Annotated in this window: 13 protein-coding genes; 5 read left to right on the plus strand and 8 right to left on the minus strand. The window is 61.8% G+C overall.

What is annotated here, in order from left to right; translation table 11 throughout:
- Positions 1-239 precede the first annotated feature (239 nt).
- A complete protein-coding gene (locus GGD50_RS17640) occupies positions 240-1,736 on the plus strand; it encodes an ArnT family glycosyltransferase (protein ID WP_107106965.1) in 1,497 nt (498 codons plus the stop codon).
- A 95-nt stretch (positions 1,737-1,831) separates the two neighbouring features.
- Here GGD50_RS17640 and GGD50_RS17645 read toward each other — a convergent pair whose 3' ends face one another.
- The gene (locus GGD50_RS17645; protein WP_414124462.1) at positions 1,832-2,101 is read right to left on the minus strand and encodes a helix-turn-helix domain-containing protein; all 270 of its coding nucleotides are present in this window, start codon (positions 2,099-2,101) and stop codon (positions 1,832-1,834) included.
- Between the two features lie 79 nt (positions 2,102-2,180).
- On the opposite strand from GGD50_RS17645, the gene GGD50_RS17650 reads away from it, so the two are divergent.
- The 3 genes from GGD50_RS17650 (at position 2,181) to secD (ending at position 7,121) form a co-directional block, all read left to right on the plus strand.
- Positions 2,181-4,034 carry a cation:proton antiporter domain-containing protein gene (locus tag GGD50_RS17650; protein WP_107106963.1) on the plus strand — a complete coding sequence of 618 codons (1,854 nt, stop codon included), beginning with the start codon at positions 2,181-2,183 and terminating at the stop codon, positions 4,032-4,034.
- 66 nt (positions 4,035-4,100) lie between these two features.
- Complete coding sequence (locus tag GGD50_RS17655) at positions 4,101-4,472, plus strand: hypothetical protein (protein WP_245407407.1); 372 nt, start codon at positions 4,101-4,103, stop codon at positions 4,470-4,472.
- A gap of 93 nt (positions 4,473-4,565) precedes the next feature.
- Positions 4,566-7,121 carry a protein translocase subunit SecD gene (gene secD, locus GGD50_RS17660; RefSeq protein ID WP_107106961.1) on the plus strand — a complete coding sequence of 852 codons (2,556 nt, stop codon included), beginning with the start codon at positions 4,566-4,568 and terminating at the stop codon, positions 7,119-7,121.
- A 62-nt stretch (positions 7,122-7,183) separates the two neighbouring features.
- On the opposite strand, the gene GGD50_RS17665 is transcribed toward secD, so the two are convergent.
- Positions 7,184-8,053 carry an SMP-30/gluconolactonase/LRE family protein gene (locus GGD50_RS17665; protein ID WP_107106960.1) on the minus strand — a complete coding sequence of 290 codons (870 nt, stop codon included), beginning with the start codon at positions 8,051-8,053 and terminating at the stop codon, positions 7,184-7,186.
- A 268-nt stretch (positions 8,054-8,321) separates the two neighbouring features.
- On the opposite strand from GGD50_RS17665, the gene GGD50_RS17670 reads away from it, so the two are divergent.
- A complete protein-coding gene (locus GGD50_RS17670) occupies positions 8,322-10,391 on the plus strand; it encodes an ATP-dependent helicase (RefSeq protein ID WP_107106959.1) in 2,070 nt (689 codons plus the stop codon).
- A 224-nt stretch (positions 10,392-10,615) separates the two neighbouring features.
- On the opposite strand, the gene mmsB is transcribed toward GGD50_RS17670, so the two are convergent.
- From mmsB to GGD50_RS17700, 6 genes are all read right to left on the minus strand, one after another.
- Positions 10,616-11,497: a 3-hydroxyisobutyrate dehydrogenase gene (gene mmsB, locus GGD50_RS17675; protein WP_107106958.1), complete on the minus strand. Its 882-nt coding sequence runs from the start codon at positions 11,495-11,497 to the stop codon at positions 10,616-10,618.
- Positions 11,498-11,519: 22 nt separating this feature from the next.
- On the minus strand, positions 11,520-12,578 hold the full coding sequence (locus tag GGD50_RS17680; RefSeq protein WP_107106957.1) for an enoyl-CoA hydratase/isomerase family protein: 1,059 nt from the start codon (positions 12,576-12,578) through the stop codon (positions 11,520-11,522).
- Between the two features lie 39 nt (positions 12,579-12,617).
- A complete protein-coding gene (locus tag GGD50_RS17685) occupies positions 12,618-14,213 on the minus strand; it encodes a GMC family oxidoreductase (protein WP_107107053.1) in 1,596 nt (531 codons plus the stop codon).
- Positions 14,214-14,375: 162 nt separating this feature from the next.
- Positions 14,376-15,365 carry a branched-chain amino acid ABC transporter permease gene (locus tag GGD50_RS17690; RefSeq protein ID WP_107106956.1) on the minus strand — a complete coding sequence of 330 codons (990 nt, stop codon included), beginning with the start codon at positions 15,363-15,365 and terminating at the stop codon, positions 14,376-14,378.
- Position 15,366: 1 nt separating this feature from the next.
- Positions 15,367-16,254: a branched-chain amino acid ABC transporter permease gene (locus GGD50_RS17695; RefSeq protein ID WP_107106955.1), complete on the minus strand. Its 888-nt coding sequence runs from the start codon at positions 16,252-16,254 to the stop codon at positions 15,367-15,369.
- A 4-nt stretch (positions 16,255-16,258) separates the two neighbouring features.
- Positions 16,259-16,960, minus strand: a complete 702-nt coding sequence (locus GGD50_RS17700; protein ID WP_107106954.1) for an ABC transporter ATP-binding protein — start codon at positions 16,958-16,960, stop codon at positions 16,259-16,261.
- Positions 16,961-16,962 lie beyond the last annotated feature (2 nt).

Genomic DNA, 16,962 nt, shown 5'->3' on the forward strand with positions numbered 1-16,962 from the left:
ATGCTGTTCCCATGGCGAAATCTCCTTTCGCCATGTTGAATCATGATTTGCCCAAAAATGGAATCGCGTGAGTCGACCTCATCAGGCTTCGGTATTAGGCGGCAGAAACCTCTTACAAAGAGGCTTTCTTCGCGGCATCCGGGCGCGCTTTTGCCATCGTTCTCTCTCGGCCAGAGCTAGCGTCGGGCTCGATAGTTCCGTATGAAGCCTGACGACCCGGCACAGAGATCGACCTGTTGATGTCCGACACCACCTATTCCGAAACGAGCCACAAGACACTGTCGCTGCCGCTTGCTCTTGCAATCATCTTCGGCGTCACGCTTTGGCGCGTGGTAATGCTGTTCTTCAACAGGACGGATCTCTTCGTCGACGAGGCACAATATTGGTTCTGGGGTCAGAACCTCGACTTCGGCTATTATTCCAAGCCGCCGATCATCGCCTGGGTCATTCGCTTCTTCAATGCGATATCGGGGTCGGACTCGACCTTCTGGATCCGCGTGTCCGCGCCTCTCTTCCATCTTGCCACCGCCCTGATGCTGATGCGGACGACGCGGCGACTGTTCGAGGGGGATGCCGGGCGGGAGATCGAGCCCTGGGTCGGCGTCATCTTCGTTACCCTGCCGGCGGCCTCGCTTTCGGCCGTGCTGATGTCGACGGATACGATTCAAATCCTGTTCGTCACCATTGCCATCTGGGCTTTTCTCGGCCTCACCAAGCGCTCCTCGATCATCGAAGCGCTAATCCTCGGCGTTAGCCTCGGGATCGCCTTCCTAACGAAATATTCGGTGCTTTTCCTGCTGCCCGGCGTCGGTATCGCGATGCTGACGCTGCGTTCGGCACGTATTGCCTGGCGCGACGTGCTCATCGCCGCCATCGCCGGCGCGATCGTCGTTTCCCCTAATCTCTGGTGGAATTTCGCCCATGATGCGGCGACGGTGCGTCACACCGAAAGCATTGCCCACTGGAACGGCGAAGGAAACGGTGGCGGTTTGGCGAAGCATCTGCTCGGCGCGCTCGGATTCCTCGGCGCGCAATTCGGTGTCGTCGGCCCCGTCATGTTCTATGGCATGCTCTGGGCCGCCTGGCGGATGATCAGCGGACAAAGCGACGACCGGGAAAAGCTGCTCGTCTGGCTGTCCATCCCCGTTATCGCATTGATCACGCTGCAGGCGCTGTTTGCAAAGGCCTATGCCAATTGGGCGGTTACCGCCTATGCCGCCGGCACCATCCTCGCCGTCTGGGTGCTCTACCGCCTGACGAAGAAGGGGCTTGCCGTCTCGCTGATCATCGGCTCGGTCGTCGCCTTCCTGCTGCCGATCCTGACCGTGTTTGCCTATGACATCAAGCTGCCGAACGGCGATCTCGTCATGAAGCGGTATGTCGGCCGCAGCGCCATCAGCCTGGAGATCGCCGATATCGCTGCCCAGGCGAATGCCTCGACCATCGTCGCCGATAACCGCGGTATACTCGCCGATCTCTTCTATACGCTGAAGGGCAAGCCCTATCATATCTACGCCCGTAACTCTGGCGGCTTCCCGAAAAGCTATTACGAGCAGAATTTTTCGCTGCCATCCAGCGCGACTGATGATGTGCTTTATGTCGATGACGAACCGTTCGATTGCACCACGGGCCGGTCGGAGCTCATCAAGAGCTGGTCGCCCGATTTCGGCAACATGAAAGGCAGGACGCTCTACGCCTACCATCTTTCGCCAAGCTGCCTGGCGCCGAAACCTTAGAGCAATTCCAGGAAAAGTGCAGGGCGGTTTTCCGTCCAGAATGCAAAAAACAAAGGGATAGAGCGGGAAACGATTCCGTGAAACACTAAACCGCTCTAGCCGCGGTCGGAAGTCGGGCGCAGGCAGACGCCCCAACCAAATTCCTGCATTTTCACGAAGACGACTCCACCCTCTTCGAAGGCCAGACGCAGTTGCGCCTCGGTTGCCCGATGAATGTCGTGGCGCCCGCCTTCGTAGTCGCGGATCGTGCTTCGTGATACGCCTGCTCTCTCGGCTATGTCCAACTGGGTCCAGTCGAGCAGCCCGCGTGCCGCGCGGCAGAGCGCAGGAGTGAGAATCGTTGGGTTGCCGCCTTGATTCACGATGAAAAACTGCCCATATTGGTCAACTTAAGCCAAATATGTCATAAACCACACGGGATTTCCAGTATCGAAGGAGACAGCGATGCCACACGATACGCCTTTGATTTCGACCATCGTCATGGGCCTTGTGCTGGCATTCATCTTCGGCGCCATCGCCAATCGCTTCAAACTGCCGCCGCTTGTCGGCTATCTCATTGCGGGCGTGCTCGCAGGCCCGCATACGCCGGGCTTCGTCGCCGACCAGAGCCTTGCGCCGGAACTCGCCGAAATCGGTGTCATCCTGCTGATGTTCGGGGTCGGCCTGCATTTTTCGCTGAAGGATCTGCTGTCAGTCCGTGGCATCGCCGTTCCCGGCGCGATCGTCCAGATCGGCTTCGCAACGCTGCTCGGCTGGGGCCTCGGCGCGCTGATGGGCTGGCCGCTCGGCGGTAGCCTCGTCTTCGGCCTAGCGCTCTCCGTCGCGTCGACGGTCGTTCTCCTGAAAGCCCTGCAGGAGCGGCGGCTGATCGAGAGCGAGCGCGGCAAGATCGCGGTCGGATGGCTGATCGTCGAGGATCTGGCCATGGTGCTGGCCCTCGTGCTCATTCCGGCCGCCGCCAGCATCTCCGCCGATGGTCATGGCGCTACGGAGCCGCTATCGGCCGGCCTCAACCGATTGCTTGGCCTCGATCTCGGCATCACCGGCATTATCGCCATGACGTTGCTGAAAGTCGCGGCCTTCGTCGGGCTCATGCTGGTGTTCGGCCGGCGGATCATTCCCTGGATCCTGCACCTCATCGCTCATACCGGCTCGCGTGAACTCTTCCGCCTCGGTGTCCTCGCCATTGCGCTTGGCGTCGCGTTCGGGGCTGCGAAACTCTTCGGCGTGTCCTTGGCGCTCGGCGCCTTCTTCGCCGGCATGATCCTGTCGGAAAGCGAGCTCAGCCACCGGGCCGCACAGGAAAGCCTGCCGCTGCGCGATGCCTTCGCCGTGCTGTTCTTCGTCTCGGTCGGCATGTTGTTCGACCCCAACATCCTGATCGACAATCCGCTGCCGCTGCTGGCGACTATTTTCATCATCATCATCGGCAAGTCCGTCGCCGCCTTTTTTATCGTGCTCGCCTTCCGCAAGCCGATGAGCACGGCGCTGACCATCTCCGCCAGTCTGGCGCAGATCGGCGAATTCTCCTTCATCCTCGCCGCGCTCGGCTCCGATCTCGGGCTGCTGCCGGCCGAAGGCCGCGACCTGATCCTTGGCGGCGCGATCATCTCGATCATTCTCAACCCGCTTGTCTTCATTGCCTGCGACTGGCTGCGGAAGATTCAAGAAACTAAGCCGCACGCCGAAATGCCGGAAGGCACGGAACCGGCCATCCAGGCAGAGCAACCGACGGCGGGCGAAGCCTCGCCTTCCCCTACCCATCCGTCAACGCCCGACGATGTCGGTGAGGAACTGCACGCCGTTACACTGACGGATCATGCGGTGCTGATCGGCTTTGGCCGCGTCGGCAGCATTGTCGGAGAGAAGCTCAAATCTTCCGCCACACCCTTTGTGGTCATCGAAGATTCCGACAAGCGGATCGGCGACCTCGCGCGGCAGGGAATCGAGGCGATTTACGGCAATGCCGCCTCCCCGGAAGTTCTGGCATATGCCAATATTTCCGCCGCGAGCAGCCTGGTCATTGCCATTCCGAATACCTTCGAGGCCTGCCGCGCCGCCGAGCAGGCACGCGCCATCAACCCGTCGATCCTGATCGTCGCCCGCGCCCATTCCGACGCCGAAGTCGATGTGCTCAAGCAATATGGCGCCGATACGGTGATCATGGGAGAGCGGGAAATTGCGCTGGGGATGGTTGACCGGCTGGCGCAAGTGCATCATGACAGGCCGCACTATGAAGACGCGCAGCGTCCTGATATCATGACCGAACCGTCGGAACCCGCTCCGGCAAAGGAATGAAGGCCCTTTTAACCGTTGAACCCGTTCGAATTCGGCGCTGCCGACAGCGAAGAGAACGATAGCAGGATGACGCGACGTGCCGGAGCGCGCGTGATCGCCTCGCTGTTCGTCGCCTTCTTCGCCTACCTCGGACTGGCGCTCGGCGGCGGCATCAATCTTGCCGCGCGGGCCGATGCGGAGGCCTTCTCTTCCGGCAGGGACAACCAACCGCTCTATCTCGCCCTGCGCGATCCGGTGCGTGGCACTGTCGTCGCTGACCGTACGGTCACGCCGAAAGCCACCTGGCACGATATCGGACCGGCGGCGCTTACAGCCGTTCCGTCGCTCGGGCTCCTGACCAATCCGGGGCAGCCGCGCACCCGCGGCGAACTCGCGCGGCATGAATCGCTTGCTTTCCGCGCCTATCTCGCCCGCGCTCCACCGACCGCTTTCATCTGACCGGTTCGCGCGCCTGACGGCGCATTTTCGACATGACCTTACGTCCGCCGGCGGCATGCTCTGCTGGTATCAGTGTATTCAAGGATAATACTCATGCGCACCTCACCATGGCTGGTGTTCACCTATACGGTGATCATCGTGCTTGGCCTTTTCATCGCCCTGCCGAACGTGCTGCCACAGTCGGTCTTAAGCAAAATGCCGTCCTGGCTGCCGCATAGCCAGGTTTCCCTCGGCCTCGACCTTCGTGGCGGCTCCTACCTCGTCCTCGAAGTCGACGAGAAGGACCTGACCAATGGCCGGCTGCAATCGCTGCTGCAAGACTCGCGCCGTGTCCTGCGCGACAAGAACATCCTGACCCGTTCGATCGTCCGCAATGGTGACCAGATCGTCGTCACGCTGACCGATCCGTCGCAGAGCAACGATGCGGTGACGCAGTTGCGGACCCTCGCCAATACGATCTCGTCCGGCCTTTCCGCCGGCCAGTCTGATCTGACGATTACGCCAAATGGCGGCGCGATTGCCATGTCCTTCTCGCCGGCCGGCATCGCCGCCAACGTCGATTCCGCCGTCCAGCAGAGCTTGGAAGTCATCCGCAAACGCGTCGACCAGGTGGGCGTCGCCGAACCGACCATCCAGCGCGTCGGTCCCAATCGCGTTCTCGTGCAGCTTCCGGGCGCACAAGACCCATCGCGCCTGCGCGAACTGCTCGGCTCGACCGCGAAGATGTCCTTCCATCTGCTCGCCGAGAACGTCGATCCGAAGAACCCCGGTCCTGGCGTTTCCATCCTCAAGGATGATCAGGGCAACAGCTTTCCGGTTCTCGATCGCATCGAGCTCGCCGGCGACCGCCTGACCGACGCCCGCGTCAGCTTCGATCCGAACACGCACGAGCCGCTCGTCACCTTCCGCTTCGACAGTGCCGGCGCAAACCGCTTCGCGGAAATCACCCGCGAAAACGTTGGCAAGCCTTTCGCCATCGTGCTCGACAACAAGGTGCTGAGCGCGCCGAATATTCGCGAGCCGATCACCGGCGGTTCGGGCCAGATCTCGGGCAACTTCACCGCCGACAGCGCGACGACGCTTGCAGCCCTGCTGCGCGCCGGCGCCCTGCCGGCCAAGCTCACCGTCATCGAAGAACGCACTGTTGGCGCCGACCTCGGCAGCGACGCGATCCAGAAGGGTATCTATAGCGGCCTGATCGGCTTCGCCTTGGTTGCCGCCTTCATCTTCGTGCTCTACGGCGCCTGGGGGATTCTCGCGAATGTTGCACTGCTCATCCACACGATCCTGACGTTCTCGGCCCTGACGCTTGTCGGCGCCACGCTTACGCTGCCCGGCATCGCGGGCGTCGTCCTTGGTATCGGCCTGGCGGTTGATGCCAACGTTCTGATCAACGAGCGCATCCGCGAAGAAACCCGCAAGGGCCGCGGCGCCTTCGCCGCCATCGATAACGGCTTCAAGAAGGCTTATTCGACGATTATCGACGGCAACATGACGGCCCTGATCGCCGCCGCCATCCTGTTCTACTTCGGCTCCGGCCCGGTTCGCGGCTTTGCCGTGACTATGGGTCTCGGCCTCATTATCTCGATGTTCACCTCCGTCGCCTTCGTGCGCGTCGTGATGATCGCCATCACCCGTCGCCGCAAGCTGAAGGTGCTCAACATCAGGCCGCTGATCCCCTTCAGCCCCTATGACAAGCACATCCAGTTCATGAAGGCCCGCTTCTTTGGCGTCACCGTCTCGGCGATCCTGTCGATCGCCTCGGTGGTCCTGTTCATCCATCCGGGCCTCAACTACGGCGTCGATTTCCGCGGCGGCATCCAGATGTCCGTCAAGACCAAGGACGCGGCCGATTTGGCTACGTTCCGCGAGGGCCTGAACACGCTCGGCCTCGGCGAAATCGCACTGCAGTCCTTCGGCGACAACAACAGCCTCCTTGTCCGCGCCCAGCGCCAGGACGGCGGCGAAGAGGCGCAGACGGCCGCGGTCACCAAGCTCAAGGCAGAAATCATCAAGATCGACCCAACCGCGACCATCGAAGGCACGGATGTCATCGGTCCGAAGGTTTCGGGCGAGCTTGCCTGGGCCGGCATCCTGTCGGTCGTGATCGCCAGCTTGGCGATGCTGTTCTACATCTGGTTTCGCTTCGAATGGCCGTTCGCGGTCGGCGCCATCGTCACTCTGGTACTCGACGTCACCAAGGCGATCGGCTTCTTCGCGATCACCGGCCTCGATTTCAACCTGACGGCCATCGCCGCTATCCTGACGCTGGTCGGTTACTCGGTGAACGATAAGGTCGTGGTCTATGACCGCATGCGTGAAAACATGCGGCTCTACAAGTCGATGCCGCTGCGCGACATCATCGACAAGTCGATCAACGAGACCCTGGCGCGAAGCCTCTATACCAACGCCACCGCCTTCCTGGCGCTGGTGCCGATGGCAATCTGGGGCGGCAGCGCCGTCTCCAGCTTCGCGATCCCGATGGTGTTCGGCATACTCGTCGCTGGTGCCTCGTCGGTCTTCATCGCCGCTCCGATCTTGCTGTTCCTCGGCGATTGGCGCCGCCGCCATGCCAAGGCGGTCGCCAACGACGCCGAGTCGGACGACAAGTCCGGCAAGGACAACAAGCAAATCCCCGCCGCCGAATAAGCGACAGACGGACACGAACAAGGGCATGCCCGGTTTCCGGGCATGCCCATTCTGCCTCCGGATCAGATGGACGGCATGTGCAGCGGCAGTCCTGGACGCGGTGCCGCTATTCTCTCCAAAACACCGTTTTCCTGCTCTGTGATGAGCGCATATTTGCCATCGAGGGTGAAGGCGATATTGCCCGGCCGGGTACCATTGGTGCGTATACGGCCGGCGATCTTCCCGGTGGGATCGATCAGGCAGATCTCGCCTTGCCCGTAGATCGCACAATAGAGCGTGCCATTGCGGTCGAAGGCCATGCCGGCCGGCCCGCGCAACGCCTTCACGGCAGGCGTCTGCATCACCTGTGCAAACAATTCCTGCCGCCCGCCGACGATCTGGCGATAGATTTTCCCGGTCAAGGTCTCGCTGTAGTAGAGCAAGCCATCCGGCCCGAAGGCAATGCCGTTGGCATAGAGCAAGCCGGCCGCCAGCACGCGCAGCACCCGTCCCTCCGCCGGATCGATCTGGTAGACACGACCGTTATAAGGCGCCCGGAAGAAATCAGGATTGATGTCAGCGCCGTCGAGCAGATCGGAGATGCGGACGCCGGAATCGGTCATGTAGAGCAGGCCGTCCGGGCCGAAGGCGAGGTCGTTCGGATAAAGAAACGGGCCATCGCTGCCGCCTTCGATCACCTGCAGGGTGCGGCCTTCTGGAGAGACCTTAACAAGGGAGTTTTCCGGACCGCCCGCCACCCAGAAACATTGATCGCCATCGACCGCGAGCCCAGTCGGTCGGCCGCCGGGCCGGCAGATTTCGCGGCGGACACCGGCCACAACCATTGTCAGGCAACGGCGGCTCTCACCGGTCTCCACAAGCGCGATACGCCCGTCCGTCAGGGCTACCGGCCCCTCAGGCTGGCGCAGTCCGGTGGCGATCGTCTCGTTCATGGTCGGGAACCCTCACCCAGCGCGCCGAAACCCCAAAATCATGTGTCAAAATGGTAAATAAGTACCCCAAAGGCTTTTTTCGAGCCGACGTTGGTTAAATCTGAACCAATTTCATGACGGGAGGGTCACATCTCTGTGCAGATCCGGCCGAGCTTGACAGTTTCAGTCAATTCGGAACATTCATCGAACATTCGGATATTATTGCGAACTTGATTCGTCACCGATTCTGTGGTCGCGCGCCTGCCGTCCGAAGCCTTCAGGAGAGCCCATGACTGCTGCCTATCTGGAAAAGCTGAACCCGGAGCAGCGGCTGGCGGTGGAGCACGGCACGACGGTCGAAGGCAGCCATATCGCCGGCCCGCTGCTGGTGATTGCCGGTGCAGGCTCCGGCAAGACCAATACGCTGGCCCATCGCGTCGCGCATCTCATCGTCAAGGGCGCCGATCCTCGCCGCATCCTGCTGATGACCTTTTCTCGCCGGGCGGCGGCCGAAATGGGCCGCCGCGTCGAGCGCATCTGTCGCGATGTGCTTGGCGCCAATGCCGGCATCATGGCCGACGCGCTTGCCTGGACCGGCACGTTCCATGGCATCGGCGCGCGGCTCCTGCGCGATTATGCCGAACAGATCGGCCTTGATCCGGCCTTCACGATCCATGACCGCGAAGACAGCGCCGACCTGATGAACCTCGTGCGCCACGAGCTTGGCTTCTCCAAGCTGGAAAACCGCTTTCCGACCAAGGCGACCTGCCTCTCGATCTATTCCCGCGCCGTCAATTCGGAAGCGCCGCTCGAAGAGATGCTGCGTGATTTCTTCCCCTGGTGCGCCGCCTGGGAAAAGCAGTTGCGCGACCTCTTCGCGGCCTATGTCGAGGCCAAGCAGGCGCAGAATGTGCTCGATTACGATGATCTGCTGCTCTATTGGGCGCATATGCTGCATGAACCGCTGATCGCCGAAGATATCGGCGGTCGCTTCGACCATGTATTGGTCGACGAATATCAGGACACCAACCGGCTGCAGTCGTCGATCCTGCTGGCGCTGAAGCCTGACGGTCAGGGACTGACCGTCGTCGGCGACGATGCGCAGTCGATCTATTCCTTCCGCGCGGCCACGGTGCGCAACATCCTCGACTTCCCGACCTCCTTTACCCCGGCTGCCAACATCGTCACGCTCGACCGCAACTACCGCTCGACACAACCGATCCTGGCCGCCGCCAACGCGGTGATCGATCTTGCTTCCGAGCGTTTCACCAAGAACCTGCGTACCGAACGCCAGAGCGCGGAGCGGCCGCGGCTGGTAACGGTGCGCGACGAAAGCGATCAGGCGCGTTACATCGCCGATCAGGTACTGGAAAATCGGGAGAGCGGTGCGAAGCTGAAGCAGCAGGCCGTGCTTTTCCGCGCTTCGCATCACAGTGGACCGTTGGAAGTGGAGCTTACCCGCCGCAATATCCCCTTCGTCAAATTCGGCGGGCTGAAGTTTCTCGACAGCGCCCATGTCAAGGACATGCTCGCCGCCCTGCGCTTTGCACAGAACCCGCGCGATCGCGTCGCCGGCTTCCGGCTGATGCAGCTTTTGCCGGGCGTCGGCCCTTCGACCGCCCAGCGCGTACTCGACCACATTGGCGAACAGGCCAGTCCAATGGCGGCCCTTGCCGATTTTCCGGCGCCGCCGCGCTCGGGCGAGGACTGGACGACTTTCGTAGCAACCATGCAGGAGCTCAAGACCGGAAAAGCGGGATGGCCTGCGGAAATCAGTCTCGTTCGGCAATGGTACGAGCCGCATCTGGAGCGGGCGCATGAGGATGCGGCGACACGCCAGGCGGACTTGATCCAGCTCGAACAGATCGCCGGCGGCTATGGCTCGCGAGAGCGCTTCCTCACCGAACTGACGCTCGATCCACCCGATGCTACTAGCGATCAAGCGGGCGTGCCGCTGCTCGATGAGGACTATCTCATCCTCTCGACCATCCATTCCGCCAAGGGTCAGGAATGGACGAAGGTGTTCGTCCTCAATGCCGTCGACGGCTGCATTCCGGCGGATCTCGCGGTCGGCTCTTCCTCCGAGATCGAGGAGGAACGACGGCTGCTCTATGTCGCCATGACACGGGCGAAAGACAATCTCGATCTTGTCATTCCGCAACGGTTCTTCGTGCACGGTCAGCATGCGCAAGGCGACAAGCACGTCTTTGCCTCACGCACGCGCTTCATTCCGGCGACATTGCTGCAGTTTTTCGAGGTTTGCGGCTGGCCGCAGGCAAGGGCCGAAAGCGCCGCCGCCATTAGGGCGCGGCAGGTGCGCGTCGATGTCGGCGCGCGGATGCGCGGCATGTGGCGGTAAGTGGGGCTTATTTGTAGAGGTCGCTGTTCCGGCAAGGCCCCTCACCCTAGCCCCCTCCCCGCTCGCGGGGAGAGGGGACGACCTCACAAAGAACTAAGCCTCCCCCGAGCCGAAACTACCTGGGGCACAACTCCCCCTCACCCCGGCCCTCTCCCCGCCTGCGGGGAGAGGGCCGGGGTGAGGGGCATCGGGCTTTCAACTCGCTCGATCGTCACGAGCAATCCTCAGCCCGCCTCCCGAAACATCTCGATAATGGCCGAAAAATCGCGGCCTCCATTGCCGAGCTTCTCGAAGAGCGCATAGAGCTGCGCCGCTTCCGCGCCCAGAGGTGTCGATGCGCCGCTCGACAAAGCGGCCTCCTGTGACAGGCGCAGATCCTTCAGCATCAGGGCTGCCGAGAAGCCGGGCTTGTAGTCGTTGTTAGCCGGCGAAGTCGGCACGGGGCCTGGCACCGGGCAATAGGTGTTGATCGACCAGCACTGGCCGGACGACGTGGAAGCCACATCAAAGAGAGCCTGATGCGAGAGGCCGAGCTTTTCACCGAGCACGAAGGCCTCGCAGACGCCGATCATGGAAATGCCGAGGATCATGTTGTTGCAGATCTTCGCTGCCTGCCCGGCGCCAGCGTCGCCGCAATGGACGATCTTCCGGCCCATGACTTCCAGCAGCGGCTTGGCGCCCGCGAAACTTTCCTTTGAGCCACCGGCCATGAAGGTGAGCGTTCCGGCCGCAGCTCCGCCGGTGCCGCCGGAGACCGGCGCGTCGAGCGATAGGCAGCCGGCATCGCCAGCCATGGCATGGGCCTTGCGGGCGCTGTCGACATCGATGGTCGAGCTGTCAATCAGCAGAGTACCCTTCGGCACGGAGCGCAGGATATCGGTCCAGACCGTCAGCACATGTTGCCCCTTGGGCAACATGGTGATGACCGCTTCCGCATTGGCCAAGGCCTCGGTCAGCACGTTTGCGGCCTTGACGCCCGTCGCCTCCGCGGCCTTCAGCATATCATGGGAGAGATCGAAGCCGATGACGTCATGGCCGGCCTTGACCAGATTGGCGGCCATGGGACCGCCCATATTGCCGAGCCCGATGAATGCGATCCGTGTCATGATGCTTTTCCTCCCATTCTCTTTACATCGCGAAAAGCGGCGGCTGCGGCGGTACGAAGAAGCGATCGATGGCGGCATCTTCGACCTCGGCAAGGCTCGCCGGCGACCATTTCGGATTGCGGTCCTTGTCGATGACGGCTGCGCGAACGCCTTCGTAAAAGTCGGGATTATACAATATCCGCATGCAGGCGCCGAGTTCACGATCCAGGCATTCGGCGAGGTTTGCGCTATTGCGCCCGGCGCGCAGCAGCCGCAACGTCAGTTTCAGGCTGGTCGGCGAGCGCGTGCCGATGATCTGCAGGGTCTCGGCAGCGAAATCGCCCGCCTCCCGCGCCAGCGCCTCCTGAATGTCCTCGACAAGATCATAGGCCAGCGCCCGATCGATCATGTCGCGGTTGGCGGCCAGGCGGCTTTCGCCGGCGGAAATCGCCATGCCGGCAATCACCCCGTGCACATCGTCCGGCGATGCAGAACCGGGTAGCGCCCCGATCGCCTCGATCAGTGCGGAGAGATCGGAGGACGCAACACAATGATCGGCCAGCCGCGCATGGATCGCATCGGCCGCATGGATGGCGAGGCCGGTCAGGCCCATCCATGTGCCAGCTTCTCCGGGCGCTCGCGGCAAAAGCCAGGTAGCGCCGACATCGGGAAAATAGCCGATGCCGGTTTCCGGCATAGCGAGCCGGGTGCGCTCGGTGACGACGCGATGGCTGCCGTGCGAGGACAGTCCGACGCCGCCGCCCATCGTGATGCCGTCCATCAACGCCACATAGGGTTTGGGATAGCGGGCAATGGCATGGTTGAGGCGGAATTCCTCGCGCCAGAAGGTCTCGGCGTCTGCAGAGCCTCGTTTGCCGCTCTCATGCAACAGGCGGATATCGCCGCCGGCGCAGAAGGCGCGATCGCCCTCGCCCCTAACGATGACGCAGGCGATGGAAGGATCGGCGGCGAAATCATCAAGAGCCGATGCGATCGCCCGGATCATCGGCAACGTCAGGCTGTTCAGCGCCTGCGGCCGGTTGAGCCGGATGAGACCCGCCGATCCCCGACGTTCGATGATGACCTCGTCTATGCTGTCCATTCGAAACTCCCCATCCTACCTCCACTCATCAATAGGCGCTCAGCGGTTATCGGCAAGGATCATCTCCGCGGCTTTTTCGGCAATCATGATGGTCGGCGAATTGGTATTACCCGAGGTGATCGACGGCATGACGGAAGCATCGGCGATCCGAAGCCTTGCCAGCGCCCGAAACCGCAGCCGCGGATCGACCACGCTTTGCGGATCGCCGCCCATGCGGCAGGTGCCGACCGGATGAAAGATCGTCGTGCCGATATCGCCGGCGGCGCGCTCTAGATCGGCGTCAGTCTGATAGGATGGGCCGGGCTTGAATTCTTCCGGCTTGAACTTGGCGAATGACGGCTGCTCCACGATGCGCCGCGTCAGCCGGATGGAGCGCACGGCAATTTCGCGATCGCGCAATGCCGAGAGATAGTTGGGGCTGATCTTTGGCTGGGCTGTGAATTGGGGGCTCTGGATGTGCACAGAGCCGCGGCTCTCCGGCCTCAGGTTGCAGACGCTGGCGGTAATCGCCGGAAACGGATGGACGGGATCGCCGAACTTGTCGAGCGAGACCGGCTGCACATGGTATTGCAGGTCCGGGGTTTCCTTGTCGGGGCCGGAGCGGGTGAAGATGCCGAGTTGGCTCGGCGCCATCGCCATCGGTCCGGAGCGGCGCACGAGATATTCCAGACCGATCGCCGCCTTGCCGAAGAACTTCGTCGCCTTCTCGTTCAGCGTCGGCACGCCGGTCACTTTGTAGGCCATGCGCAGTTGCAGGTGATCCTGCAGGTTCTCGCCGATCGCCTTGACCTCCCGCACCACCTCGATGCCGGCCTGGCTCAATACGTCGCCGCGACCGAGACCGGATAGTTCAAGGATCTGCGGCGAGCCGATCGCGCCGGCGGAAAGCACCGTCTCCTTGTCCGCAAAAGCGCGTTTGGTCACGCCGTCATGCTGGAACTCGACACCGATGACGGCATCGTCCTCGATCAGCAGGCGGCGGACCTGGGCCTTGGTGAGAACGGTGAGATTGCCCTGTTTCAGCGCCGGCCGCAGGAAGGCCTTCGCGGTGTTCCAGCGAATGCCCGCGCGCTGGTTGACGTCGAAATAGCCGGAACCTTCATTATTGCCGCGATTGAAATCCGCTGTCTCGGGAATACCGGCTTCACGCGCGGCCGCCTGGAAAGCGTCGAGCACGGCCCAGCGCACGCGAGCCTTCTCGACTCGCCATTCGCCGCCGGCGCCATGCATCTCGTCCTTGCCTCTGTAGTAGTCTTCGGACTTCACGAAATAGGGCAATACATCGTCCCAGCCCCAGCCAGCGCAGCCGAGCTGCCGCCAGAGATCATAATCGCGTGCCTGGCCGCGCATATAGATCATGCCATTGATCGACGAGCTGCCGCCGAGCACCTTGCCGCGCGGATAGTTCAACGAGCGGCCGTTCAGCCCGGCTTCCGGCGCTGTTGTGAAGCACCAGTCGGTGCGGGGATTGTTGATGCAATAGAGATAGCCGACCGGGATGTGGATCCAGTGGTAATTGTCGCTGCCCCCCGCCTCCAGCAGCAGCACCCTGTTGTTGCGATCCGCCGACAGCCGGTTGGCAAGCACGCAGCCGGCACTGCCGGCGCCGATGATGATGTAGTCGAAGCGATCCATCTGCATGCCCCTCACCCTAACCCTCTCCCCGAGGGGAGAGGGGACCATTTCGGCATTTGCGCCGGCCACCGATCCGGTGAATTTCAGGAACAATTCCCCCTCTCCCCTCGGGGAGAGGGCTGGGGTGAGGGGGTGCATACCAAAAACGCATGGGCCTAATCTTTACCGCCGATACTCAAATCCCAGCTTCCGCCCCAGCCGCGAAGCGTAGAACTCGCCGATAATACCGCGGCGGAAGAGCAGGACGCAGACCATGAAGACGATGCCGGTGATGACGGTGACCGGGAATTCCGAGGTGGCGAGATAGTTTTCCAGCGTTGCCACGAAGCCGGCGCCGAAAAGCGGGCCGACCAACGTGCCGATGCCGCCGAGCAAGGTCATCAGGATCACCTCGCCCGACATCTGCCAGGCGACATCCGTGAGGGTCGCGAACTGGAAAACCAACGCCTTGACCGCACCCGCAAGCCCGGCAAGTGCGGCCGACATGACGAAGGCGCCGAGCTTGTAATGCGCTACGGAATAGCCGAGCGAAATCGCCCGCTGCTCATTTTCCCGGATCGATTTCAGGATCATGCCGAAGGGCGAATTGATGAAGCGCCAGATGATCAGCACGCCGATGATGAATACCGCCAGCACGAAATAGTACATGTTGAACGAATTGTTCAGATCGATGACGCCGAAGAGATAGCCGCGCGGCACCGACTGAATGCCATCTTCGCCCTGGGTGAACTTCGCCTGCAGGCAGAAGAAATAGAACATGTAAGAGAGCGCCAGCGTGATCATGGCGAAATAGATGCCCTGCCGGCGGATGGCGACGAAGCCCATGATCAGGCCAAGCAGCGCAGCGCCCGCAACGCCGATCAGAATGCCGAGTTCCGGCGGCACGCCCCATTCCTTCACGGTATACGCCGTGAAATAGGCCGCTCCACCGAAGAAGGTGGCATGGCCGAAGGAGAGAAGGCCGGTATAGCCGAGCAGCAGGTTGAAGGCGCAGGCGAACAGCGCGAAACAGAGCACCTTCATGACGAAGATGGGGTAGATGAAAAACGGCGCCCATATCAGCAGGACCAGGCCGACGACCAGAAAGGCCTTCTGGACTGATGGCGACGGGCGGCGGCTTTCGGATTTCAGCGTATCGGTCATATCAGCCATATCACGCATCCCGGCCAAAGAGGCCCGCGGGCCTGAGGAGCAGCACGATCGCCATGATCACGAAGATGACGATGTTGGATGCTTCCGGATAGAAAACCTTCGTTAGGCCTTCCGCGACACCGAGCACATAGCCGGTGATGATGGCACCCATGATCGAGCCCATGCCGCCGACGACCACCACCGCAAAGACGATGATGATCATGTTCGATCCCATCAGCGGCGAGACCTGATAGATCGGCGCGGCCAGCACGCCGGCAAGAGCGGCGAGCGCGACGCCGAAGGCATAGGTCAACGTCAGAAGCACCGGCACGTTGACGCCGAAGACCTGCACCAGCACCGAATTTTCGGTTGCGGCGCGCAGATAGGCGCCGAGCTTGGTCTTCTCGATCAGTAGCCATGTGCCGATGCAGACGATAAGCGACACGACGATCACCCAGCCGCGATAGATCGGCAGGAACATGAAGCCGAGATTGACCCCGCCCGCCAGCGCCGTCGGCACGGAGTAAGGCTGACCCGAAGAACCATAGAGATAGCGGAACGTGCCTTCGATGGTCAGCGCCATGCCGAAGGTAAAGAGCAGACCGTAGAGCGGATCGACCTTGTAGAGCCGGCGCAGGCACAGGCGCTCGACGACCGCGCCGAACAGGCCAACAATCAGCGGCGCCAGCACCAATGACGGCCAATAGCCGATGCCGGCATAGGCAAGCAGCAGATAGGCGGTAAAGGCGCCGAGCATGTAGAGCGCACCGTGGGCAAAATTGATCACCCGCAGCATGCCGAAGATGATCGCGAGCCCGAGGCTCAAGAGCGCATAGAAGGAACCGTTGATCAGCCCGATCAGCAATTGTCCGAGAAGCGCCTGCAGCGGGATGCCAAATATCATGGTCATGGCGTCAAACCCCCAGAACCTTGTGCAGCATGCCCATCCGCTCCGGCAATTCGCCGACTGGAAATTCCGAGACCATCTGGCCATGATCCATCAGATAGAAGCGGTCGGCAATGCGGCTGGCGAAGCGGAAGTTCTGCTCGACCAGCAGAATGGTCATGCCGCGCTCCTTCAGCTTCTTCAACACCTCGCCGATACGCTGGACGATGACGGGTGCCAGTCCCTCGGTCGGTTCGTCGAGCAGCAGCATCCGCACGCCGGTGCGCAGAATGCGGGCCATGGCGAGCATTTGCTGCTCGCCGCCGGAGAGTTTCGTACCGGGGCTGTTGCGGCGCTCGTACAGATTGGGAAACAGTTCGAAAATCTCGTCGACCGTCATCCCGCCCTGCGCGACGACCGGCGGCAGCATCAGGTTTTCATGAACGTTGAGCGTCGAGAAGATGCCGCGCTCCTCGGGCACGAAACCGATGCCGCGGTGCGCCGTCTTGTGCAGCGGCACCTGCATCATGTCGGCGCCGGCAAAGGCGATCCTGCCCTTGCGCGCCCGAACGATGCCGATGATGGTGCGCAGCGTCGTCGTCTTGCCGACGCCATTGCGGCCGAGAATGGTGATAGTTTCGCCCTCGCCGACGTTCATGTCGACGCCATGCAATATGTGGCTTTCGCCATACCAGGCATTGAGACCCTGGACTTCAAGCAGTGCCGCCATGC

The sequence above is a fragment of the Martinezella paranaensis genome, assembly GCF_014200235.1.
In the GTDB taxonomy this organism is placed as follows: Bacteria; Pseudomonadota; Alphaproteobacteria; order Rhizobiales; family Rhizobiaceae; genus Rhizobium; species Rhizobium paranaense.